The sequence below is a fragment of the Ureibacillus sp. 179-F W5.1 NHS genome (assembly GCF_045369345.1).
Classification (GTDB): Bacteria; Bacillota; Bacilli; order Bacillales_A; family Planococcaceae; genus Ureibacillus; species Ureibacillus halotolerans.
The window spans coordinates 54,471-78,220 of record NZ_JBIQFG010000005.1 but is presented as its reverse complement, the minus strand read 5'-3'; the positions used below and the strand labels follow the sequence as shown (position 1 = coordinate 78,220).

At 34.5% G+C, this 23,750-nt stretch carries 23 protein-coding genes and 1 riboswitch; of the genes, 22 read left to right on the top strand and 1 reads right to left on the bottom strand.

Features of this window, described 5'->3' with window-relative positions; genetic code table 11:
* The first annotated feature begins 7 nt into the window (after window positions 1–7).
* From ACH0B5_RS04265 to ACH0B5_RS04210, 12 genes are all read left to right on the top strand, one after another.
* Window positions 8–784 (top strand): hypothetical protein, encoded by a 777-nt coding sequence (locus ACH0B5_RS04265; protein WP_406927445.1) that lies wholly within the window; start codon window positions 8–10, stop codon window positions 782–784.
* Between the two features lie 51 nt (window positions 785–835).
* A riboswitch (SAM riboswitch) is annotated at window positions 836–946 on the top strand.
* 109 nt (window positions 947–1,055) lie between these two features.
* A complete protein-coding gene (gene metA, locus ACH0B5_RS04260) occupies window positions 1,056–1,994 on the top strand; it encodes a homoserine O-acetyltransferase MetA (protein ID WP_122971167.1) in 939 nt (312 codons plus the stop codon).
* A gap of 151 nt (window positions 1,995–2,145) precedes the next feature.
* Entirely contained in the window at window positions 2,146–2,655 is a 510-nt protein-coding gene (locus ACH0B5_RS04255) for a sigma-70 family RNA polymerase sigma factor (protein ID WP_406927444.1), read from the top strand.
* Entirely contained in the window at window positions 2,652–3,953 is a 1,302-nt protein-coding gene (locus ACH0B5_RS04250) for a DUF4179 domain-containing protein (RefSeq protein WP_406927443.1), read from the top strand. Before ACH0B5_RS04255 ends, ACH0B5_RS04250 begins: the two co-directional genes overlap by 4 nt.
* 92 nt (window positions 3,954–4,045) lie before the next feature.
* Window positions 4,046–4,906: an MBL fold metallo-hydrolase gene (locus ACH0B5_RS04245; RefSeq protein ID WP_122971170.1), complete on the top strand. Its 861-nt coding sequence runs from the start codon at window positions 4,046–4,048 to the stop codon at window positions 4,904–4,906.
* 299 nt (window positions 4,907–5,205) lie between these two features.
* The gene (locus tag ACH0B5_RS04240; RefSeq protein WP_406927442.1) at window positions 5,206–5,484 is read left to right on the top strand and encodes a GntT/GntP/DsdX family permease; all 279 of its coding nucleotides are present in this window, start codon (window positions 5,206–5,208) and stop codon (window positions 5,482–5,484) included.
* A 27-nt stretch (window positions 5,485–5,511) separates the two neighbouring features.
* Window positions 5,512–6,234, top strand: a complete 723-nt coding sequence (locus ACH0B5_RS04235; RefSeq protein WP_406927441.1) for a hypothetical protein — start codon at window positions 5,512–5,514, stop codon at window positions 6,232–6,234.
* A gap of 41 nt (window positions 6,235–6,275) precedes the next feature.
* Window positions 6,276–6,515 (top strand): hypothetical protein, encoded by a 240-nt coding sequence (locus ACH0B5_RS04230; RefSeq protein ID WP_406927440.1) that lies wholly within the window; start codon window positions 6,276–6,278, stop codon window positions 6,513–6,515.
* A gap of 20 nt (window positions 6,516–6,535) precedes the next feature.
* A complete protein-coding gene (locus tag ACH0B5_RS04225; RefSeq protein WP_406927439.1) occupies window positions 6,536–7,471 on the top strand; it encodes a 3-hydroxyacyl-CoA dehydrogenase family protein in 936 nt (311 codons plus the stop codon).
* Window positions 7,472–7,622: 151 nt separating this feature from the next.
* A complete protein-coding gene (locus tag ACH0B5_RS04220; protein WP_406927438.1) occupies window positions 7,623–8,312 on the top strand; it encodes a CoA transferase subunit A in 690 nt (229 codons plus the stop codon).
* Window positions 8,299–8,949: a 3-oxoacid CoA-transferase subunit B gene (locus ACH0B5_RS04215; protein WP_122971174.1), complete on the top strand. Its 651-nt coding sequence runs from the start codon at window positions 8,299–8,301 to the stop codon at window positions 8,947–8,949. Before ACH0B5_RS04220 ends, ACH0B5_RS04215 begins: the two co-directional genes overlap by 14 nt.
* A complete protein-coding gene (locus ACH0B5_RS04210; RefSeq protein WP_406927437.1) occupies window positions 8,939–10,180 on the top strand; it encodes an MFS transporter in 1,242 nt (413 codons plus the stop codon). The genes ACH0B5_RS04215 and ACH0B5_RS04210 overlap by 11 nt, the downstream gene beginning before the upstream one ends.
* 56 nt (window positions 10,181–10,236) lie before the next feature.
* Here the strand turns inward: ACH0B5_RS04210 and ACH0B5_RS04205 are convergent, their stop codons facing one another.
* Window positions 10,237–11,631, bottom strand: coding sequence for a hypothetical protein (locus ACH0B5_RS04205; protein ID WP_406927436.1), 1,395 nt, complete (start codon window positions 11,629–11,631; stop codon window positions 10,237–10,239).
* Window positions 11,632–11,920: 289 nt separating this feature from the next.
* Between ACH0B5_RS04205 and ACH0B5_RS04200 the strand changes: the two genes are divergently transcribed.
* From ACH0B5_RS04200 to ACH0B5_RS04155, 10 genes are all read left to right on the top strand, one after another.
* A complete protein-coding gene (locus tag ACH0B5_RS04200) occupies window positions 11,921–13,015 on the top strand; it encodes a CapA family protein (RefSeq protein ID WP_406927435.1) in 1,095 nt (364 codons plus the stop codon).
* Between the two features lie 111 nt (window positions 13,016–13,126).
* Window positions 13,127–13,336, top strand: a complete 210-nt coding sequence (locus tag ACH0B5_RS04195) for a hypothetical protein (RefSeq protein WP_122971177.1) — start codon at window positions 13,127–13,129, stop codon at window positions 13,334–13,336.
* A 55-nt stretch (window positions 13,337–13,391) separates the two neighbouring features.
* Window positions 13,392–14,285, top strand: coding sequence for an alpha/beta hydrolase (locus ACH0B5_RS04190; protein ID WP_122971178.1), 894 nt, complete (start codon window positions 13,392–13,394; stop codon window positions 14,283–14,285).
* Between the two features lie 113 nt (window positions 14,286–14,398).
* Window positions 14,399–15,409 carry a VanW family protein gene (locus tag ACH0B5_RS04185; RefSeq protein WP_406927467.1) on the top strand — a complete coding sequence of 337 codons (1,011 nt, stop codon included), beginning with the start codon at window positions 14,399–14,401 and terminating at the stop codon, window positions 15,407–15,409.
* Window positions 15,410–15,659: 250 nt separating this feature from the next.
* Window positions 15,660–17,660, top strand: a complete 2,001-nt coding sequence (locus tag ACH0B5_RS04180; protein ID WP_406927434.1) for a methyl-accepting chemotaxis protein — start codon at window positions 15,660–15,662, stop codon at window positions 17,658–17,660.
* Between the two features lie 136 nt (window positions 17,661–17,796).
* Window positions 17,797–19,362, top strand: coding sequence for a spore germination protein (locus ACH0B5_RS04175; protein WP_406927433.1), 1,566 nt, complete (start codon window positions 17,797–17,799; stop codon window positions 19,360–19,362).
* Window positions 19,359–20,468 carry a GerAB/ArcD/ProY family transporter gene (locus ACH0B5_RS04170; protein WP_406927432.1) on the top strand — a complete coding sequence of 370 codons (1,110 nt, stop codon included), beginning with the start codon at window positions 19,359–19,361 and terminating at the stop codon, window positions 20,466–20,468. The genes ACH0B5_RS04175 and ACH0B5_RS04170 overlap by 4 nt, the downstream gene beginning before the upstream one ends.
* Window positions 20,465–21,586 carry a Ger(x)C family spore germination protein gene (locus tag ACH0B5_RS04165; protein ID WP_406927431.1) on the top strand — a complete coding sequence of 374 codons (1,122 nt, stop codon included), beginning with the start codon at window positions 20,465–20,467 and terminating at the stop codon, window positions 21,584–21,586. Before ACH0B5_RS04170 ends, ACH0B5_RS04165 begins: the two co-directional genes overlap by 4 nt.
* Before the next feature lie 124 nt (window positions 21,587–21,710).
* Window positions 21,711–22,655, top strand: coding sequence for a VanW family protein (locus tag ACH0B5_RS04160; RefSeq protein ID WP_241559276.1), 945 nt, complete (start codon window positions 21,711–21,713; stop codon window positions 22,653–22,655).
* 170 nt (window positions 22,656–22,825) lie between these two features.
* Complete coding sequence (locus tag ACH0B5_RS04155) at window positions 22,826–23,668, top strand: DMT family transporter (protein WP_122971183.1); 843 nt, start codon at window positions 22,826–22,828, stop codon at window positions 23,666–23,668.
* The last annotated feature ends 82 nt before the right edge of the window (window positions 23,669–23,750 follow it).

The window sequence follows — 23,750 nt, the reverse complement described above, 5'->3', positions numbered from 1 at the left end:
TGGATTTATGGAATTACTTTCATTACAACAATCATTATCTACTCAACTTTTAAAGAAATCGAATATCTCCATTTTGAAGACGGATACTTGGAGTGTACCTGTTCACAGTGTAAATATTACATATAAACCGATATCCCGTACAAAAATGGATATTTTAATGAAAATGATTCTTCAATCCGTTGCGAACAACGCCTTTGAAAATGCAGAACAGCTAAGTGAAATTCTTCTTGTAGAACAACTCTTCATACAAGATTTGTTATCTAAAATGCAAAAAACTGGATTAATTACGAAGGTGGATTCCCATTATCAACAAACGGAAAAGGGACAAAAACAATTACAAAGCGGTGTTTTTGAAGAAGAACAGGATATAAAAACGATAGAATTGCTTTATAGCCCATCCCACCATTTATTTTTAAATGGAGATATTGAAGAAGTACTAGAATATGAAGATTTTCCAGAGCAACTGTATCGATATCATAAACAAGAAGAGGAATTATCGATACAAAACGAACAGGTGATAAAGGGAATTCAAGCATTTGAACAACCCGATTTAGACGATAATGGGGAAAATTTGTCCGTAACCCCATCGATTGATTCTATCGAAGATATCCAAATTAATGATATTCCCTGTATTGAGTTTATTTTATACGACGAAGAACAGGATCATTTCACCGTACGCGTTTGGAATACATTAATTGATAATTGGGATGAAAAGCTCGAACAGGTGATATTCCAAAAAGAACAATCAACTTGGCGGGAAAATTATTTACAGAAAAATAATTAATGAATATTGCAAATATTAGCTTTACGTGATAGTATTATTTTAATTTCATCAATCTTATCAAGAGAAGCAGAGGGACATGGCCCAATGAAGCTTCAGCAACCTCTAACAACCGGTTAGAAAGGTGCTAATTCCAGCAAGACAATTTGTCTTGGGAGATAAGAGTGCGCGTATATAAAATTGTACCCTCTCATTCTCACGCTGGAATGAGGGGGTTTTTATTTATCTTCTCTTTTTAAGATGAAATGAAAGTTAAGAAATGGGGGAACAAAAAATGCCTATTAATATACCAAAGAGTTTGCCTGCTGGAGAAATATTGCGCAAAGAGAAAATTTTCGTTATGGAAGAAGACCGCGCACAAACACAACAAATTCGACCTTTGAACATTTTAGTTTGTAACTTGATGCCAGAAAAAGAGAAAACGGAGTTACAACTATTACGTTTACTCGGAAATACACCTTTACAAACAAATGTTACTTTTCTCAATACCGCTACATACTTATCTAAAAATGTTTCAAAATCTCATTTAGATACTTTCTACAAAACATTCAACGAGATTAAACATCGTCGTTTTGACGGGATGATTATTACGGGAGCACCCGTCGAACGAATGGAATTTGAAGACGTACACTATTGGAATGAAATAACAGAAATAATGGATTGGGCAAAAATCAATGTAACGTCTTGTATGTATATTTGTTGGGGAGCCCAAGCAGCACTTTATCACCATTTTGGTATCGGAAAATTCGAACTTCCTAAAAAATGTTCAGGAATTTATTCCCATGTCATTACCGATTTAACAGTAGATTTAGTTCGAGGGTTTAGTGACGAATATGTAGCGCCCCATTCCCGACACACTTCCGTATCCATCGAGGATGTACGCAACTGTCCTGAACTTCGGTTATTAAGCTTTTCGGAGGAAGCGGGTCCATTTATTATCCAATCTAAGGATACAAAACACATCATGATTACTGGCCACTTAGAATATGATGCTACTACTTTAGCAGATGAATATAAGCGAGATGTGGAGAAAGGTGAACCGGTAGAATTACCGGTCAATTACTTCCCAAATAACGATCCAAATAAAACACCAAAAAATACTTGGCGTGCCCATTCCCATTTACTTTTCTATAACTGGTTAAACTATTACGTTTACCAAGAAACTCCATATGATTGGCATTTTGTTGATGATATGATTGAATTTCACATTTAATAAGATAATGAAAACGGATGTTATGAAACCGATAAAAGGTTTACATCCGTTTTTTTATTTTGACTTAAAATTCAACAATTGAAAAATTTTCAATCATTTTAGTGAACGATTTCTCGTTTCAAAATGTCTAATAAGTATAGGGGGGAAATGAATGGAACAAATCGAATTGGCGAAAAAAGCAATCGCTGGAGATGAAACGGCCTTACTTCAAATTTTAAAACAAGAAGAAAGCACCCATTACCGAATCGCTTTTAGTTATTTAAAAAATGAACATGACTCCCTTGAAGCCATCCAAGAATTTACATTTTGCTGTTTTCGTAAAATACATACAGTAAAGCAAGCAGAATTTCTAAACACATGGCTCATTCGAGTGTTATTAAATGTATGTTCAGATATTCAAAAGAAAAAAAGGCGCTATGAATTAAGAAACGATGTAGCGGAAGGGACTTTCCAAAATGATGATAATCATCTTGAACTTTCTGAAGCTATTTCAAAACTAACTCCAAAACAGCAACAACTCATTTATTTAAAATATTTTTGTGATTTAAAAAATAAAGAGATTGCAAAGGAAATGCACATTTCTGAAGGAACTGTAAAATCGAGGCTACATACTGCATTAAAAAAACTACGATTTTTATTTAGTGAGGGGGGACAGTCATGAACGAAAAGGATTTCGACAAGTTAAAGGAAGAGTTAACGAATATTGTAGTACCTACAGAAAAATTAGCTTCTATGCGACATAACGGATATGCAAAATATAAAAAAAGACAAAAACGAAATCGTCTCTTCTTCAAACAAGTTGCTTTAATAGCCGTTGTAGTCATTATATTTGTTAGTTCCATACGTGTCTCACCAGCTTTTGCAAATGCTGTTGCTAAAATTCCTGGCTTTGCACCCCTTGTTGAAATGCTAACAAAAGATAAAGGTTTAAAAGATATTGTGGATAACGAATACTTTGAAGAACTAAATATTGTACAAACGAAAAACAACATTACACTCACGATTCTCGGTACAATTGCTGATGAAACAGGTATTGTTATTTTTTACGAATTGGAAGCACCTTTCAATATTTCAAATTTAGAGACAAAAGAATTTCAATTAAGTCAAAATGGGGAAGTAATCAATGGTTCCTCGACTTCTGGCTGGCCTTATACAGAACCTACTAAAACCATTCAAGGAAAACTTGAAGTTATTGCAACATCGAAAATCGATTATTCCAAGCCGGATTTTGAAATTTATTTGAAATTTGATGATACAAAGGAAACTTCTTTCACGATCCCATTCACGTTAACAAAACCAATTCAACCGTCTAAAGTTTACGATGTGAACAAACCGTTAAAGATCGACGGTCAAACCATCTATGTACAATCATTAACGATTTCCCCATTAAGAGCAGAATTGAAATTAAAGGTGAACAGCCAAAATACAATGCAAATTTTACAAATCGATCATTTGAAAGTATTAGATGAAAAGGGCGAAGAGTGGGGTAAAGTTCAAGATGGACTTGTCGGACTTGGAAGTTTTCGAGAAGAAACCAATAGTATCTTTATTCAAAGTAACTACTTTAGAAAACCAAACAAAATAACCCTAGTATTAGATCAAATTGAAGCTTTACCAAAGGGAGAAGACTATGTTGAAATTGATTTCCTTCGTCAAAAAATAGTAAAAGTCCCGCCAATTGATGACTTCGATTTAAAGATTCTTGATTCAAACTCCATTGAAGTCACTTATAAATCAAAAGAAGACCATCATGTTCAACTGTTTAGTGACGTGATAGATGCTGAAGGTAATCAATTTTATCATAACAGTTTTAGCGTTTATGAAAATCATAATCGTTTTACAGAAAGTTCCTATCATTTCGATTTAAAAGGTGCTGTTAATCCTGTACAAATTTATTTCTTTAGTTATCCTCACTATTTGGAAGGTTCAACCAAAGTAGAAATTCCATTAACAGAATAATTTTAAAACCCACCGAGCAGTGGGTTTTTCTTTTACATAAATGAATAGGTTAGAAATTTTAAGAAAAAATAGTAGAGAAGGAAGGTGGAACTTTGAGTGAACAAATGAATTATGGAGAAGATTATAAATTCATCCCTGTAACTTCTGTAATGAGTGGATTGGGACAAGAAGTAACTCCAGATATCTACTCTTTAACAATCCAAGTCGTTAATCTTTGTATGGTCGGTAACACAAACCATTCCCAAGCATGGACATTAATCGATGCGGGAATGCCTAAGTCAGCTGAAAAGATTATTCATGAAGCAGAAAATCGATTTGGCGCTGATGCCCGTCCAAATGCTATTGTTTTAACTCATGGTCATTTTGATCACGTCGGGGCCATTATTGAATTGATTGAACATTGGGATGTACCCGTATATGCCCATGAACTGGAAATTCCCTATTTAACAGGGGTTAAAAGCTACCCTGAACCTGATTCAACGGTAGAGGGTGGATTGGTTGCAAAAATGTCTCCTTATTTCCCTAATGAACCGATTAATTTAGGAAGCCATGTTAAGCCCTTGCCTTCAGATGGTACCGTTCCATCCATGTTAGAATGGCAATGGATTCATACACCTGGCCATTCACCAGGGCATGTATCGTTTTATCGACAATCTGATGGTGCATTAATTGCTGGTGATGCATTTGTCACAGTGAAACAGGAATCCTTATTTAAAACCCTCGTTCAAGATCAAGAAATAAGCGGACCTCCCCGATATTTTACGACCGATTGGCAACAAGCTTGGGATTCTGTGAAAACATTAAGTGATTTAAAACCTCAAATTGCCATTACCGGTCATGGCATGCCTATGAAAGGTCAAGAATTAACAGAAAATTTAACGAAGTTAGCTATCGATTTCGATGTCATCGCTATCCCCAAACATGGCCGTTATGTGGACGGCTCCCAAAATTAACTAATTTTAATTCAGGATGTTTGTTTTCATAACAAACATCCTTTTATTCTTTTCATGAATGAATATAACAACTGCTCGTCTAATATTATGAGTTAAATAATAAAAGGGAGGTTCCATTCGTATATCCATTCTCTTACTGAACTTTAATTGTGAATGATCAATGAAAGGATTAAGTTCTCACATTAAAATTTTAAGCGCTTTCAAAATTATTACCTAGTTGAAGGAAAGGAGTTGGATTTAATTAACTTAACGTTATCGAATTGAAGACAAGTGTATTGAGAAAGATGAGGTGAATAGTTATGTGGAGTTTAATTATTATTATCCTTTCGTTAATTTTATTAGTCGTTCTGGCAATGCGCGGATTTACTATTATTATCATTGCACCTGTTGTTAGTTTATTTGTCATGATTATGAATAATATGCCGATATTAGAAACTTTCCAAAACGCCTACATGAGCGGCTTTACAAATTATGTGAAAAATTACTTCCTAATTTTCTTATTTGCTGCGATGTTCGGTAAGTTTATGGAAGAGTCGGGTGCAGCTCGAACAATTGCTGAATATTTACTTAAACTGTAAGGGCGAAAAAGTAAGTTACGAGTTTTAGTGACAATTATGTTCATTTGCTCTCTTTTAACTTACGGTGGGGTTAGCTTATTCGTAGTTATCTTTGCAATTTTACCAATTGCTAAACCTATTTTTAAAGAAATGGATATTCCATGGCACTTATTTATTGCTGCCTTCTTCCCAGGAATAGCAACTTTCACAATGACGATGCTACCTGGAACGCCCGCTATTCAAAATATTATTCCAATCTCTTATTTATATACTACCGTTACTTCCGGTGCTTTAATCGGGATTGTTACAACTATTGTCATTATCCCAATCCTTATCTGGTACTTAAATTTCGCATTAAAACGGGCCGAAAAACGCGGTGAAACTTATTTAAATATGAAAAACCTTGAAGAAGCTGAAAATGAACTGGCAAAAGATAAGTATGCCAATAAAAAACTACCAAATATCGTGTTAAGTTTAATTCCACCAGCTTTATTACTTATCCTTTTAAATTTATTTAAACTTGAAGTGCTTTACACATTAATGATTACGGTTGTTGCAAGCGCCATCATCTTTTGGAAGTATATTGACAAGAAAAAACAGGTGGTTAACATTGGCGCAACAAATGCTGTCTTACCTATTATTAACACATCTGCTGATGTAGGGTATGGGACAGTAATTGCAGCTACTTCCGGTTTTGTTGTTTTTCAAGATATTGTGACAAATATTCCTGGTAATCCTTTAATCTCTTTATTATTTCCACTAACTTATTAGCTGGTATTACTGGTTCTAGCTCAGGCGGTTTAGCGATTGCGATGGAAACTTTAACGGATCTTTATTTAAAATTAGGGGTTAATCCTGATGCCTTCCATCGAATTAGCGCAATTGCTTCTGGTGGATTAGATGCACTTCCGCATAACGGAGTTGTTATTACCACTTTAATTGTAGCTGGTTTAACCCATAAAGATGCTTATAAACATATTTTTGCAACTTCTGTCGTTATACCTTTAATTGCTGCAATCCCTGGTCTACTTGTCGCTATTATGTTCTATTAAGATCGTTGGAGGTTTGTAGAATGAAGAATATCGGTGTAATTGGTGCAGGTACGATGGGTTTTGGAATATCCTTTTATTTCGCTATTCATGGTATTCCTACACACGTTGTTGATATATCAAATATAGAATTAGAAAATGCAAAAGAAAAATTGAAAACCTATTATCGACTTTTTAAAGAAAATGGATTTCCTCTTCCATTTAGCGAAAAGGAAACGACATCTTTCTTATCCTTTTCTACTGAACTAAATCATCTAAAAGATGCGGATGTAATTATTGAAAGTGCATCAGAAAATCTATCATTAAAACAAGAATTATTTAAACAATTAGATAGTATCGCAAAAGAAGAAGCTATATTAGCTTCAAATACTTCCAGTTTGAAATTATCCGATATCGCCATATACGTAGAAAAACATCGTAACCGATTATTGTTAACCCATTTCTTTAACCCAGCACAGATCGTCCCATTAGTAGAACTACTCCCATTAGAAGAAACGTCCACACAGGTCGTAAATGACATGAAAACATTTTTTGAATCCATCAATAAAACACCTATTATCATCAAGCGCGAAGTACCTGGTCTAGCTGCCAATCGAATGCAAGTCGCTCTAGCTCGTGAAGCGTTATCCCTGTTAGAAGATGGTGTCCTGTCAAAGGAAGATTTAGAGAAAACTTTATATGATGGTCCAGGTTTTCGGTTTGCTGCAAGTGGACTACTAAAAATTATCGATTTTGGTGGATTAGACGTTTGGTCATCAGTGTTACAAAACCTGCAAAAAGAAATCGAATCTGAAGTAAGGGAATTTACCATTATAAAAGATTTAGTGGAAAATAACGCGCTAGGTGTTAAAAGGGGAAAAGGATTTTTTGAATATCCGAACAAAGGATTTGACGAATTTGTCCTTCAACGTGACTCAGAATTATTAAAACATTTGATCAATACTCATTATAACCGATGAAATAGGGAATGTGACCCGTTATAAATTAATAGGACAAGCCCATCTATTAAGAAAAGCAATTTTCCTTAATTTTATTAACCGATTAGCCGATTGTCTCAGTCGGCTCTTTTCATATGTTAATTATTATTTTACGAGTGGAAGAGGGGAAACGATGAAACAAAAAGTTTTAGTAGATCCACGTCATTTAATCTCGCTATTTAAAGACGGTCAAAAAATTTTAGCAGGCGGATTTGGTATTTCCGGCACTCCTTTAACGATTATCGATATGATTGCAGAATCAAAGGTAAAAGGATTACATGTTGTCAGCAATAATTTAGGGGACTATGGAATGGGGCTTCACCAACTATTTATTCGAGGCCAAATTGAAAAGGCAATTGGATCCTTTTTTACGATCAATCGTGAGGCAGTAGTTGCTTGGTCAAAAGGGGAATTAGCTATCGACTTGTTACCTCAAGGAACTTTAGCAGAAGCCATTCGTTGTGGTGGGGCAGGGATTGGTGGATTTTATACGAAAACAGGGGTTGGAACAGAATTAGCAAAGGGAAAAGTAGAGCGAGTTATTGATGGGGAACGTTATATTTTTGAAAAAGCAATAAAGGGTGATATCGCGATTATCCGTGCCAAAAAAGCAGACAAATTAGGCAACCTCGTTTATCATATGACAGCCCGAAACTTTAACCCTATGATGGCTACTGCAGCAAATATTGTCATAGCAGAAGTCGATGAAATTGTAGAAATAGGTGAAATTGATCCGGAACAGATTGTTACACCCCATGTATACGTTGATTATATTATCCAAACCGCTTACAAGAAGGAAGGAAATCAATATGTCAAACAATGATGTACGTTACAAAATCGCAAAACGTATTGCACAAGAATTAGAAGATGGGCAAGTTGTCAACTTAGGAGTTGGTATTCCAACATTAGTCAACGCTTTTATCGAAAAGAAAGAAGTCTATTTACAAGCTGAAAATGGTCTATTAGGAATTGGGCCACCACCAACTATTGATCAATTAGACATCGATTTAATTAATGCGAGCAAAGAACCTGTAACGATTGCAAAAGGTGCTTCTTTTTTTAACAGTGCTGATTCCTTCGCTATGATTCGTGGCGGACATGTGGACGTTGCGGTTTTAGGAATTTTACAAGTTGACACTACTGGTCAAATTGCGAATTGGGCAGTACCGAACCAGCCCATCCTTGGTGTAGGAGGCGCTATGGATTTAGTAATTGGCGCTAAAAAAGTAATTGGAGCAGCAACGTTGTTTACGAAAGATGGTAATTCCAAGCTTGTTAATACATTAACTTATCCGATTAGCGGAATACGAACCATTGATCTGCTTGTTACTGATTACGCTGTTTTTTCCTTTGAAAATGGTGAAGTCTTCGTCAATGAAATATTTATTGATATGCCCATTGAAAAATTAAGTGAAAAGATTGGCATCACATTAAAATGGAGGGAACTAATTGACAAATGATGCTATTATTAAATCCATTACACGGAAGCGCAACATAAGAATTTTACCTTTTATATTACTCTTATATATCGTCGCTTATTTGGATCGTGTCAATATGGGATTTGCCGCATTGGAAATGAATGCGGAATTAGCATTAACAGCTGAAGTGTTTGGCCTTCTTTCAGGTATTTTCTTTATCGGTTACTTTTTCTTTGAAGTGCCAAGTAATATGATTATGCATAAAGTTGGTGCCCGTGTTTGGATTGCTCGTATTATGATTTCTTGGGGCATCATCGTCATTTTAACTGGATTTATTCAAAATGCTACCCATCTTTATATTCTTCGCTTTTTACTAGGCGTTGCAGAAGCAGGTTTCTTTCCAGGAATCATTCTATACCTTACTTACTGGTTTTTAGAAAGGGAACGTTCCAAGGCAACGGCAGTATTAATTTTAGCGCTTCCTATTGGGGGGCTAATCGGTGCCCCTGTTTCAACTTGGATTATCGACCATATAACATGGGCAAATTTATCAGGCTGGCGTTGGATGTTTATTTTAGAAGGAATCCCCGCATTAATACTTGGGGTGATAGTGTTATTTTATTTAACAAACCGTCCTCGTGAAGCTAAGTGGTTAACAGAAGAAGAAAAAAATTGGATTGAACAACAATTAGAGATCGAAAGAATCGCTAGTAGTAAAATGAATAAACCGACGAAATGGACAATGCTAAAAGATTTAACTGTTTGGAAACTATCTGCCTTTTACTTTGCAGCCTATACAGCCATTTATGGCTTATCTTTTTGGATTCCTACTATCATTAAATCATTATCAGAAGTGCATACTACTAATTTAGAAATCGGTTGGTTATCCATGTTACCTTCATTAGTCGCAATTCCTTCTGCATTATTTGTTGGTTGGAATGCAGATCGAACAGGAAATTTAAAAAAGCATTTAATTATCTGTTTAATCATTGCTATGGTTGGATTTATCGGCTGTGCATTATCCCTTACATCCATCGGTTTATATGGATTTACAGGATGTTTCTTTGCCTACTTAACCTTTTTCTTTACGGAATCAACTGCCCCTGTCGGAATCGCTTTAGTGAATTCATTCGCTGCTCTAGGAGGTTTTGTCGGTCCGACGATTCTAGGTATGTTTACTTTAACTTCTGGCATGTTCCTTTTAGCGGGTATATTATTAGTAGGCATTTTCATTTTACTTACAATGAAACGAACTCGTGAAATTAGTACGTAATCAAAAAGGGAAACAATTTAAAGGTGGGCTTTTATCAAAGAGGCCCACCTTTTTATTTAAATTAAAAACATCGCTACAATTGTTGTTACTACTAATCCGACAATAACAGGAATAAGATTTCTTCGGGCAAGTTCAAAGGGACTTACATTACATATTGCAGCAGCTGGAATTAAAGCCCAAGGTACAAGGGTACCACCGCCTACAAAAATAGCAGCTATTTGACCTAAAGCAGTTAATGTAGCAGTACCATCACCAATGGCAGTGCCAAATAAACTACCGATTGAACCTGCCAACGTTATTCCTGAAAAACCAGAACCGTCTAATCCGGTAATCGCACCTACTGCTGTTAGTGTTACGGCTGCTATTTCTCCTGTTAACGGGACAACTGAAGCTAGGGCAATACCTAAATCATTTACAATCCCTTGGGAATCATTTGGTAAATACTCGCCAATAATCGTTAAAAACCCGGAGTCTCCTAAATAGAAGAAAGCCGCAATTGGGATGACCGGACCAAATACTTTAAAACCAAATTGAAAACCTTCTATTAAGTAGCTCGTTGTTTTCTCCAACCCTTCATTTTTATGGGCAAAGAGAGCTAATAATATAAGAATAAAGACTGTCGTACCACCAATAAGTGCTGTTGCATCACCGCCAGAAAGATTAAAAAGGGACATTGCCACGACATCTAATATGAAAGCAAGTGGGATTAATAAAGCAAAAAATTTTCGTTGTCCAATCGTTAATAAATTTTCATTCACTTTTTCATCCTGTTTTTCCTTATCAAATGTACCAACCATTTCAATTTTTCCGCGCTTCATATCCCGACGCAACATTATAAAGGCAACAACGGTCGTTACTAACCCCATGACGATCACTAACGGAATACTTGCTGACACGACGTCGGATACAGGTATTCCTGCTGCATCAGCGGTTAATTTCGGAGCACCTTGGATAATAAAGTCACTGGAAAGGGCAATTCCATGACCAAATAAATTCATTGCCACCGCTACTCCTAATGCTGGTAACCCAGCGCGTATAGCAACAGGAAGTAAGACTGCTCCAAGAAGTGCAACAGCTGGGGATGGCCAGAAGAACCATGAAATGATCATCATTAATATCCCAATCGTCCAAAAACCGACGGTCGGATTTTTAATGACTTTTGTAAACGGGGCAACCATCACTTCGTTAATGCCGGTTTTCATTAATACCCTGCTCATTGCGACGATAATCGAGATAATCAAAATCGTCGATAACAGTTCTTGTATTGCAAAAATAAAGCTGTTAAAAACACCACTAATGGATGCCGTAAAATCTCCAGTCGCAACAATCGCAAGAATAAAAATGCCTATAATACATATTAGCGTTGTATCGCGACGTTTTACCATAAATCCGATAATCAATACGATAAATACAACATAAATCCAATGAAGTGCGGACAATTCTACATTCATTCGCATATCCCCTCAATTCGTTTAACTTAGAATATGAGGTAAACGTCTAATGGGTGAGCGTACAACTTCATTGGAAGGGAAAATAAATTAAAACAACCAACTCTGAACAAAGAATCAAAATTCATGAGCACCCTTCAAATATTTGTAAAAAAAATTAAAATGATAATATTTGGTTATTCTATAGTTAAAGTTTCGTATTCTATTTAAATGGGAGGTATCATCTATTTTTAAAAGATATTTTTTATTTATATTCATATTACTTTTAGTTTCTTGTGCCGAAAACAACATATTGAAACAACCTATAGAAAAACAAGAACAAGTTACACCTCCAATTCAAAAAGAACCTGAAATTTATACTGCTACTATTAACGCAATAGGAGATATTTTAATACATGAGCCAATTTACCAAGAAGCCTACATCGGTAATAATCAATACAATTTTTCTGACATGTTTGCACAAGTAAAACCATATTTAGAGAAAGCAGATATTACGATAGCAAATAGTGAAAGTATTATTGGTGGCCAAGAAATTGGGCTTTCAAGCTACCCACAATTTAATAGTCCATACGAAATAGGGGATGTTTTAAAGGAGGTAGGTGTTGATGTAGTCAACATGGCTAACAATCATACATTAGATCGTGGGGAAGAAGCTATTCAAAACGCTACAAATTATTGGAACAAACTTGGAATTACTTATATTGGAGCTTCGACAAGTTATGATGAAGCGGAGCAAATCAAAACATTAACGGTTAATCAAATTACATTTTCCTTTTTAGGTTACACTTATGGTACTAATGGACTCCAAGTACCTGAAGGAAAAGACTATTTAGTCAATTATATTGATGAAGAAAAAATGAAAAAGGATATAGAAAAAGCAAAGGAAATTTCGGATATTATCGTCCTAAATTTACATATGGGAGATGAATATAGCCGAAATCAAAATGAAGATCAAGAAAAAATAGCCCAGTTAGCAGCTGATTTAGGTGTCCATATTATTTTGTTCCATCATTCCCATGTACTACAACCGGTGAAATGGTACACAGGAAATACCGGAAATCAAACGTTTGCCATTCATTCTCTAGGCAACTTTTTATCTTCTCAAGACGAACTTTATCGACAAATTGGTGCTTTACTCGAATTAGATGTGAAGAAAACAATTACTTATGATAAAGAGGGAAAACCAAATACAACTGTTGAAATCAATCATCCTAAATTGCTGCCTACTTATGTTAAGTTTCAAAACTGGAGGAATTATGAGATTATACCATTATATTTAGTAACAGAAGAGCAATTGCCGAATGCGAAAATGATTTATGATGAAATAAAAACCCATATGTCTCAATACGTAACTAATCTCCAATTTATTGAATATGCATCGAAATAAACAAATACAACCAAGTCCAAAAGAAGTGATTCTTTTGAACTTGGTTTTTCTATGTGTAGAGATCTCATCATTGGATAACATAATGAATAAGAAATGATGAAGGTGGTTAAGATGAAGGAATTTAAAGTGACATATTTTTTTGATGAACAACATTATATTAGAAGATTTATACATGTGGAATCCCAAGAAATGGCCGAACAACTCATCCAAAGTGAACGGGATCAATATATTTCCTTTACTGATAGTAGAGGCATTTATCATGAATTAAATACAAAAAATGTCCGTGTCATACAAATTTCTGAATACCATCGTAAGAAGTAATTTAAACTTATCTGGTTATAAAAATACATAGGAAAAAGCTGAAGGGAGTTAAATTATGCCGTTACATCATTATATTGAACAATATTTCCAGCAACATCCAGAAGCAAGACAAAAGGGTATTCAAATTAAGTCTAACGAAAGAAAACCAAGCGTATTGAAAGTGGAAGAATCTTTTATTCAAGCGATGGCCAATCACATTCCAATTCGAATATATACGCCAGATGAAGAAGATGATTATTATCCACTTTTCTTATTTTTTCCGGGAGGTGGATTTATTAATGGTGATATAAATAGCTATGATACGTCTTGTCGATTGTTATCATCCCTTTCCGGATACAAAGTCATCGTTATTGATTATCGTTTTTCTCCAGAATACCCCGCACCTGCTGCTTTTCAAGATTGTTATGTTGCAACGAAATGGGTTGTAAACCATGCAGAAGATTTTGCAGGACGGTCCAACGATATTGTGGTTGGAGGTCCTAGTGCGGGAGCTAACCTTGCTACGATGGTCGCTTTAAAATCGATCATTACAGGAGAATTTCAACTTGCGAAACAAGTACTGCAATATCCAATTACCGATCTTGACATTCAAATAAAAGGAAGCGAATATCAATCAAGGGAACTGTATAATGGAAAATACGGAGTGGATATTACGAAAAGCAATGCCCATTTCATACAACATCAACAATCCGATATTCCTTGGGATTCGCCTATTTTTGTAGAAAAAAAATATTTAGCTCAAATGCCGAAAACGTTAATCTTTACTGCAGAATATGACCCCCTTTGTGATGAAGGGGAATTATATGCAGATAAGCTCAAAGAAGCGGGCGTTCAAGTAAGACTCGTTCGATTTGACGGAAATATACACGGATTTATGCAAAGCTTCCCAGGTTCACCTGACTATATGCGCGGTTATGATATTACTGCTGAATTTTTAAATAGTGATTAATTGGAGTAGTACGAAACCTGGAATGAGGATTCGTGCTACTTTTTTAGTTATATGAATAACCTACGGATGCCTTCATGAATACACTAGGGAGATATTTCGGTGCAATGAAGGGGATGGGTGTGAAAAGATTATTTATAATGGTTATTATATGTTCCCTTGCTTTAGTTGGATGTAGTGAAACTTTTACGAGTAAGGAACAGTTAAAAGAACGAATCGTTGAACTAGAACAAAAAATAGAAGAGTTGGAAAGGGAAAAGGAACAGGGAGATGCTGCTGAAGAGATAATAGAAAAAGGAACTTCTACAATTCAGTTAGTCGACCCATCATCAAAGGAAATCATTTATTCTTTTACACCTAAAGAACTCGGATATAATACAAATAAAAATTCCGAAAGATATAAAAAAGAAATTGAACAGTTAGCAAAGGAATTAGCTCGTGGTACCGACAATAAACGAGGATATGACCAAAGAATGGTACTGGATAAATTGAATGAAAATGGGGAACTCGTGAAAGGAAAACCACAAGTCATTTTAAAGGAAAAGGAACTTGTGGAAAAAATATTAGCTGCATCTAATACAGGTGGGAATGTTGAACTTCCAATTTATATTACCGAATCAGGTTATAGTCAAACCGAAATCGCGGATTTAGATAACGTTGTGATTGCTTCTTATACGACTTATTTTAATTCATCTGATGTAGGACGATCATCTAACATCAAACTTTCAGCGAATGCGATATCTCATGTAATTGTCGGAGTAGAAGATATTTTTTCCTTCAACATAACCGTTGGCCCTAGAACAAAGGAAACAGGCTATCAACCAGCATTAGAAATTGTTAACGGTGAGTTTGAGATGGGGATTGGGGGAGGTATTTGCCAAACCTCTTCAACACTTTTTAATGCGGTGGATCAATTGGGGGTACATTACGTTGAACGACATCATCATTCAATTGATATTGGGTATGTTCCTAAAGGAAGGGATGCGACCGTGTCGTACGATTCATTAGATTTTCGCTTCCAAAATACAACGGGAGTTCCCTTTATGATTCAAGCTACTACTACTAAAGATTCTATTACGATAAAGCTTACCACTTCAGAAAAGTATGCTGATCTTTTAAAAAACTAGAAAATGAAATCGATAGACACTACTATAATTTAGTGTCTATTTTTATTGGGTTAGAACTATAGTCCTTCATTTTCCATTCATTTTAATTTTCGATTTAGTATGAATGCTCTAATAATATCTTTAATTCCTACTATTTTCATTATATAATGTATTTGGATAATTAGTAGGAGAAAGGATGGGTTTCCAAATATTTTTTCCTATTCATACAGGTTATCTAATAAATCATGATGATCACAAAGGGGGAAAAGCTTTGAAAAAAAAGAAAAAACTAAGAAAAGGTACAGCGAGTATACGTATTAAATTTATTAGTGCATTTTTACTGATATCGATTGTTCCTTTATTAGCAGTTGCTTTCTTTATACAAAGCAACAATAGTTCAATTCTCATCGATGAAGAAAAAGATGCTATGCACAATCTTGTATTAAATAAAGCTCAATCCATTGATGATTGGTTTAAGTCCCAAATGTCAGAAATGGAGATTGCAGCTTCTACTGATGTTATGAAGTCAATGGATCCGGAACGACTCATTCCCTATATTACGTTTTTAGAAGATCGTTCTGATATTTTTGAAACGATGTATGTCATAAATCGAGATGGTACTGTGATTGCCCATACAATGAAAGATAGTATCGGTCAAGATTATAGCGATCGTAGCTATGTACCTACTGCATTTGGTGGAAAATCGGTTTATTCAGAAGTATTGACATCAAAAGTGACAGGGAATCGAATTGTAGTTTCTGCAACTCCGATTAAAGATGATCGAGGAGTCATTGTTGGTATATTAGCCGGTTCAGCAAACTTTGACTTATTAGTAGATACATACTTAAACAATGAAGAAACATCCAATATGATTACCTTAGTAGATCAACAAGGATTTATACAAGTTTCTCCAGAAAAGGATTTTGTCGGTAAGAATATAAAAGAACTAAAAGTGGATGGCTTTAATAATATTTTAGAAAACAGTAGGTCGGATACAGGGATATCGAGTTTTTCCTATGACGGTGAACAATTTATTGGTACATATGCACCAATCAAGACTACTGGCTATGGATTAACAATTTATACACCAGAAAATAAAGTTTTAGCCGTTTCTAATTCTGTAAAAAACGTTAGCTTATTGATGATTGGAGCAGCTGCCATAATCATTATTCTCATTTCCATTCTGATTGTAAGAAGCATTACGAAGCCTATCCTGACAATTGCTTCTCGAATGGATAAGGTTGCTTCTGGAGATTTAACTGTCCAAGAGGTGGATTTAAAAAGGCGTGATGAATTTGGTCAACTTGCCAATAACTTTAACGTAATGATTCAAAATATTAAACATTTAGTTTCTGAAATAAATATTGCTTCCAATAAAGTTCTTTCATCATCCGAGGAATTATCTGCTAGTTCGGAGGAAACCGTTCGAGCAACTGAACAAATTGCAGCTTCTATTCAAACGATTGCATCGACTACCGAAACACAAGCTAATTTCACTGAAGATGCAAAATCCGTTGTGACGAATATTTCAAACGGTATTTTAACGATTACCGATAATATTCAACGAACAAATGCACTTTCAAATGAAGCAGTTTCTGCTGCAAATTCGGGTACAAATGTAATTGCGAATACGGTTAGCCATATGACAACAATTGAAAATAAAACAAATACAGCTTCAACAACAATCAATGGTTTAGGAAAAAAATCATCCGAAATCAACGATATTATTTCAGTTATAACTGGTATAGCAGATCAAACGAATTTACTTGCTTTAAATGCAGCTATTGAGGCTGCAAGGGCAGGGGAATATGGAAAAGGTTTTTCTGTTGTGGCAGACGAAGTTCGAAAATTGGCGGAACAATCTAGTCAAGCATCCGGACAAATTAGCCAATTGATTAAAGAAATTCAACAAGAAATCACACTTTCGATTTCAGCTATGAATGAAGGGAATATCGCTGTAAAAGATGGTAAGAAACAAGTTGAACGAGCTGGAATTGAATTTGAACATATTGCTCAATCGGTTCATAAAGTATCCGACCATATGAAAGAAATATTGGAAGAAAGCGAACAAATTAAAAGCGTCTCAGAAAAAATGGTCAAAGATATAAAACATATTTCTGAAATTTCAATGGAGGCATCAAGTAATACACAGGAAATCGCCTCTGCATCGGAACAACAAAACAGTTCTATGGAGGAAATTGCTGCATCTGCTGAAAGCTTAGCCTCTATGGCAGAAGAATTAAAAAACATAGTAAAAACATTTAAAATTTAATAAAAAAAACGAAGCAACCTTTTCGTACAAAACACGAAAAGGTTGTTTTTTAATTACGGTGGAATAAAGGAAAAATAGTATATTTTAACACTTTAAGGACAATTCTATTTATAAGATAGAAATTGGAGAGAATGTTATGTTTAAAAAGATACAGCAAAAAATCCTACCAAATGAAGAAAAACCTGAATATAATCCACCAAAGATTCCTGTTCCACCGTTAAAAAATGATTTTATCAATGAATTAAAAAAAATTATTCATTCTCCTGCTGATTTAGTTATTCGGTTTGTCACAAACAATATTACCATTGCATTTATCGATGGGTTAATTGAAACTCAATCATTAGATGACAATATTCTAGCGCGATTTGAAGATACATCGGATGAAACACCCAGTACCCTTCGAGAAAGAATTTCGATTCCAGAGGTAAACGTATTTGACGAAATGATCCAATGTATCGATGAAATGTTAATCGGTGCTGTTTTAATTCATATAAATGGACATCCGCAAGTTGTCCTTGCCAAAATTCCTTCTTACGAAAAGCGTAGTTTAGAAGCCCCAGAAAATGAATCACAAGTAATTGGGACACAAGTTGGTTTTAATGAGAGTCTTAATACAAATATAACGCTAATTCGAAGATTTATTACAAATCCAAATTTATGTAATGAGCACTTTACCCTTGGAAAAGAAACAAGAACTTCTGTTTCTGTTCTATACATTCATGGCATTGTAGATGAAAAACATGTCAATACGGTTCGTCAAAGAATTAAAGATCTTGATATTGTGGATTTAATTGATAGTGCGATATTAGCGGAATTAATCGATGACAGTTCCAGCTCTATCTTTCCACAAACCCTTTTAACTGAACGCCCTGACCGTTTTTGTGATGGCTTATTAACAGGGAAAGTTGGAATTATTGTAAACGGGAGTTCCATGGGAATTATTTGTCCATTTAGCTTTTTAGAATTTTTCCAAAGTAGGGAAGACCAAAACTTACGTTGGCCAATCGCTTCCTTTATACGATTACTCAGATTTGCCGCTATCATCGTTTCGATTTTTTTCACACCCATTTATGTGGCTTCTTTAACATTTCATTATGAAGTTATACCACAACCAATGTTAGTTCCTTTAAGTGAATCGAGGGCAATTGTTCCGTTTCCGCCCATTATAGAAGCACTATTTTTAGAATTAGTTATAGAACTATTAAGGGAAGCTGGAGCTCGACTTCCAACTAAAGTCGGACAAACAATCGGTATCGTAGGCGGTATTGTTATTGGAACAGCAGCAGTTCAAGCCGGTATTACAAGTAATATTTTAATTATTTTTGTAGCACTAGGAGCTTTAGCTTCCTTTACAACGCCAAACTATATGATGGGTAACGTAATTCGAATTATACGATTCCCAATCATTGTGTTGGCAGGTTTTTGGGGATATTACGGAATTATGCTTGCGTTCTGTTTTTTACTCATCCATTTATTAAAACAATCAAGCCTAGGAGCACCTTACTTAGCACCATTTTATCCGCCTAGATTAAAGGATTGGCCGGATAGTATTGTTCGATTGCCTTTGCCCTTTATCAGTCGTCACTCGGTGAATTCTAGAAGTCGGAAAGAGATTGAAAAAAACAAAAAAAAGAAGAATACAAAAAAACAAAGTCAAAATTCAAATTTAACCCCTGAAAACAAAGAGAAGGTGATAGAGTGAAAAAAACTCTTTCGATAAGTGAAAGTGAATTAATTAATGCACCCCTTCTCTTTTTTATTATCAATGCCTGTCAAATTGGGGTTGGAATTCACGGATTTCAAAGACTGATTTACCAAGATGCAAAGCAGGATGCTTGGATATCCGTCATCATAAGTTTTATTTTTGCCCATTTTATAGTATTCATCATGATTAAAACTCTTGAAATGTTTCCGTCGAATGACTTATACGGGATCCATCAGGAAGTCTTTGGAAAATTTATAGGGAATTTTTTTAATCTTATTTATATTTTCTACTCCAGTTTCGCCTTTTTAGTTGTTTTGAAAAATTACATTGAAGTGATTAATGTTTGGATATTTCCCAACTTATCAGCGACTTTTTTAGGTGCTTCACTACTTATGATTGTTATTTATGCTTTTAACGGTGGTTTTCGAGTGTTAGTAGGAATCTGTTTTTTTAGTTTCATCTGTACGTTATGGGTACCTTCCATCCTATTTATCCCGATGGAGTATTCTGAAATTAGTCAACTTCTTCCATTATTTGATAATCATCTAAAGGACATTATTAAAGGGGCGTACGCGATGACCTTTACGATTATTGGATTTGAAATTATTAATATTGTTTATCCCTATGTGAAAGAAAAAAACAAAGTCCAAAGGTATGTTCATCTTGGTTTATTTGCGACATTACTTCTTTATCTTTCCATTATGTTAATCTCCCTTACTTATTTTAGTGGCCCCCAATTGGAAAAAACAATTTGGGCTACATTAAATTTATTTAGTATTATAAAATTCCCCTTTATCGAAAGGGTCGAGATTATCACGATTTGTTTATGGATGATTATCATATTGCCTAATTTATGTCTATTTGCATGGTCTGCACACCGTGGCGTTATTCGTATGGTGAACATTAGTTCGAAAAAATTCATATGGATTTTTTCAATCATTATTTTAATTCTCACTGTATTTATTAAGTCCCGTAATCAAATAAATGAGATCAACAATATTTTTTCGAAATTTGGGTTTATTATTGTATTTGTTTACCCTTTGTTCATTTATTTGATGGCATTAATACGAAATAGTTTCTTAAAAAGGAAGCGAACGAATTGAAAAAGAAGAAATGGTTTTTACTGTTCGTCATTGCATGCTTAATTCTTACTGCTTGTACTGAGTACCGAGTTCTTGAAAGAATTAGTTTAGTAACACTTATTGGTTATGACGTCGAAGATGGTGATGTGACGGCAACCTCAGTTGTTCGTCAAATTAATCCAGAATTTGAAAGTAGTATCGAAATACATTCGGAAACAGCCGAAACTAGTAAAGGAACAAGGGTTAAGACTGATTTAAAATCAGCAAAAAAGCTAATGGCAGGACAACTGCGGGTTACTTTGTTTGGTGATGATTTAGCAAAGGAAGGCATTGAGGAAGCGATTCATACCTTTGCCATGAATTCCGAAATCACTACAAGTATTTATTTAGCGGTTGTAGATGGTAAATCAAAAACTTTATTGGAAGGACAATATCCAAACATTGCAGATGTAGGGCAACATATATTTAATTTAATTGATCATAATATTAATCAACAACAAATGATTTCTTCCACTTTACACGAAGTAGTACGAGATATATATGCTTCATTTCGTGACTTTGCCTTACCAAAAGTAAAAAAATCTGGTGAATATATTGATATTAGTGGAATTGCTTTATTTAAAGATGGGAAGATGGTAGGTTCACTCCCAGCTTCCGATTCCTTTTATGTATTATTAATTCGAGAAAATATTAATGACGGGACCCTTCAACTCGTTTTACCTGGAGAATTAGCAGAAAGTTCTAAAAACCCACCAAATTATCAACCGGAAGAACTCCCAATAGCTATCGATGCAATTAAAACAAAAAGGGACTTAAAAATAATTAATGAAAATGAAATCGATTTAAGTATTTCGTTAGATTGCCGACTATTGGAAATTCACTCCAGTTTGGCGATCAGTGATAAAAAAATTACAGAAAAAATTGAAAAGGAAATTAATAAAAAAATCGAATCAGAAATAGAAAGAATTATTAAATATAGCCAAGAAGTAAATTCAGACATTTTTGGTTTTGGTGAACATTTCTATGCCTTTACAAGAAACTCCAAACTTACAGAAGAAAAATGGAGGGAAATATATCCGAATTTAAAAGTAAATGTAAAAATAGATACAGAAATTATCCGAAGCGGTGTATTTGAGTAATAAAACATCTGATAAATGGCATTATCCATTTATCGGGTGTTTTTTCATTTCATATTCAAAGTTATTTTGGGAACGATAAATAAAGATACATATTTTAAATAATGGTGAGGTTGGGTTTTATCATATGAAAAAACAAAACGTTTGTTTAATCATTCTATTTACACTTTTGTTTTGCTTTAGTGACATGAAAGTATTAAAGGCAAATGAATTCGATTTATTTCAAGATGAATTAACAGATGGAAAGACAATAACGGTTATTGATCCAGATACGAAAATCGAAGTAAAAAAATTTACACCAGATATTTATCAAATCGTAACCAATTTAGAATCCTACCGTAAAGAAATTGAAAGGTGGGTTCATGAATTTGCCCATGGAACTCAAAGTCAAATCGGTTATAATAAGCCGATGATATTAGATCGAATCGATGAAAAAGGGAACATTATAAAAGGCAGACCGCTAACAACCGTTAATGAAAAGGAACTTATTGAAAAAATTTTACACCTTTCATTTTCTGGAGGTATTGTAGAAGTCCCTATCATTTATACAGAGAGTGATTATAGTGAATCGGACGTTCCCCATTTAAATGAGGTAGTACTCGCTTCTTATACGACCTATTTTAAAGCTTATAATTCCGGTCGAAGTAAAAATATCGAGCTCTCTTCAATGGCAATTAATAATGTTATTTTAGGACACGGTGATATTTTTTCTTTTAACTCTGTCGTCGGTCCAAGAGATGTCGCATCAGGCTATCAAATGGCACCAGAAATTATAAGAGGGAAAATGGTCATGGGAATTGGTGGAGGGATATGTCAAACATCTTCTACTTTATTTAATGCCATCGACCAATTGGAAATGAAAATCCTTGAACGCCACCACCATTCTAGAGATGTTGGTTATGTACCGAAGGGAAGGGACGCTACCGTCTCTTTTGGGGGACTGGATTTTCAATTTCAAAATACTACAGGGATTCCACTTATCATTAAAAGTTATTATCAAAAAGGAGCAATTACCGTTCAAATTAAAACTTCAAAGGAATATGAACAAATTTTAAAAAACGAATTTAGCTAAATGAATTTTTATTAATACCATTTATAACTGTGGGCTTCCATCGATGTCATGGAAGAACCCACAGTTTTTTAATTATTCATTATTATTTTTATATTAAAACGAAAATCCTATTGTAAAATAGTAGTTTTTCGTAATAGAATGAATTCAAATAAATAGAGAGAAGGATTAACATGTGGATTGTTGCAGCATTTATTACGATGATCTGTTTTGGTACGAATAACATGATTTTTAAATGGAGTACGACGAACGGCTTATCTAAAGTACATATTCAATTTATTTTTTATTTAATAGCTTTTATCATAACCGCTTCCTATGCGTTCATTACCGGAATCCATCAAATGAATATAATTACAGTTGTATTAGGAGTAATCATTGGAATTTTAAATGCAAATGGTAATATTCAAATGTCGAAAGCATTCGAAAAGGGACCTGCAAGTCTTACTTCTCCTTTAGTTAGTGTTAATACGATTATCCCAATATTAAGCGCGGCCATCATTTTTAACGAACATATTACGATTTTACAATGGGTTGGCATTATCATCATGCTTGGATCCGCAGTATTAATCCAATATTCGCCCCAATCGAATGGAAACAATAGTATACAGTACATGCCGTGGTTATCTCGAATTTTATTAGCCATTTTCTCATTTGGAATTTTAGGAATTTTAATGAAAACCTCTTCTTATTTACATATCGATTCATTAAATACGTTAATTTGCATGTATGGCGGAGGCGCCCTCTATTTGTGCATCAATAGCTTATTCGCGAAGGAAAATTGGCAAAAAGCAGAATTTAAATTCGGAACAATAGTCGGCTTACTTAGTATATTCGGTTATAGTTGTTATTTTTTTGCATTAAATACTGGAACGGCAAGTATTGTTTTTCCGATTGTTAGTTTAAGTTGTTTAGTCGTAGTATTAGGAGGTTGTTGGCTCTTTAAGGAACGATTGCGCTCCTACCAAGTAATCGGCGTATTATCAGCTGTGTTAGGTATCATTTTGACAAAAATTTAAATAATCCCTCTCATAAGTAACATCTTCATATTTTTGAAGGTGTTTTTTTATTGAAATCAAACAGAATAAAATCGAAATTAAC

Excerpts from the sequence above, each read along its gene's own strand:
- ACH0B5_RS04265 (WP_406927445.1), top strand. The coding sequence starts at position 8 with ATGGAATTACTTTCATTACAACAATCATTATCTACTCAACTTTTAAAG.
- metA (WP_122971167.1), top strand. The coding sequence starts at position 1,056 with ATGCCTATTAATATACCAAAGAGTTTGCCTGCTGGAGAAATATTGCGC.
- ACH0B5_RS04255 (WP_406927444.1), top strand. The coding sequence starts at position 2,146 with ATGGAACAAATCGAATTGGCGAAAAAAGCAATCGCTGGAGATGAAACG.
- ACH0B5_RS04250 (WP_406927443.1), top strand. The coding sequence starts at position 2,652 with ATGAACGAAAAGGATTTCGACAAGTTAAAGGAAGAGTTAACGAATATT.
- ACH0B5_RS04240 (WP_406927442.1), top strand. The coding sequence starts at position 5,206 with ATGTGGAGTTTAATTATTATTATCCTTTCGTTAATTTTATTAGTCGTT.
- ACH0B5_RS04230 (WP_406927440.1), top strand. The coding sequence starts at position 6,276 with ATGGAAACTTTAACGGATCTTTATTTAAAATTAGGGGTTAATCCTGAT.
- ACH0B5_RS04225 (WP_406927439.1), top strand. The coding sequence starts at position 6,536 with ATGAAGAATATCGGTGTAATTGGTGCAGGTACGATGGGTTTTGGAATA.
- ACH0B5_RS04220 (WP_406927438.1), top strand. The coding sequence starts at position 7,623 with ATGAAACAAAAAGTTTTAGTAGATCCACGTCATTTAATCTCGCTATTT.
- ACH0B5_RS04215 (WP_122971174.1), top strand. The coding sequence starts at position 8,299 with ATGTCAAACAATGATGTACGTTACAAAATCGCAAAACGTATTGCACAA.
- ACH0B5_RS04205 (WP_406927436.1), bottom strand. The coding sequence starts at position 11,631 with ATGAATGTAGAATTGTCCGCACTTCATTGGATTTATGTTGTATTTATC.
- ACH0B5_RS04195 (WP_122971177.1), top strand. The coding sequence starts at position 13,127 with ATGAAGGAATTTAAAGTGACATATTTTTTTGATGAACAACATTATATT.
- ACH0B5_RS04190 (WP_122971178.1), top strand. The coding sequence starts at position 13,392 with ATGCCGTTACATCATTATATTGAACAATATTTCCAGCAACATCCAGAA.
- ACH0B5_RS04185 (WP_406927467.1), top strand. The coding sequence starts at position 14,399 with ATGGGTGTGAAAAGATTATTTATAATGGTTATTATATGTTCCCTTGCT.
- ACH0B5_RS04175 (WP_406927433.1), top strand. The coding sequence starts at position 17,797 with ATGTTTAAAAAGATACAGCAAAAAATCCTACCAAATGAAGAAAAACCT.
- ACH0B5_RS04160 (WP_241559276.1), top strand. The coding sequence starts at position 21,711 with ATGAAAAAACAAAACGTTTGTTTAATCATTCTATTTACACTTTTGTTT.
- ACH0B5_RS04155 (WP_122971183.1), top strand. The coding sequence starts at position 22,826 with ATGTGGATTGTTGCAGCATTTATTACGATGATCTGTTTTGGTACGAAT.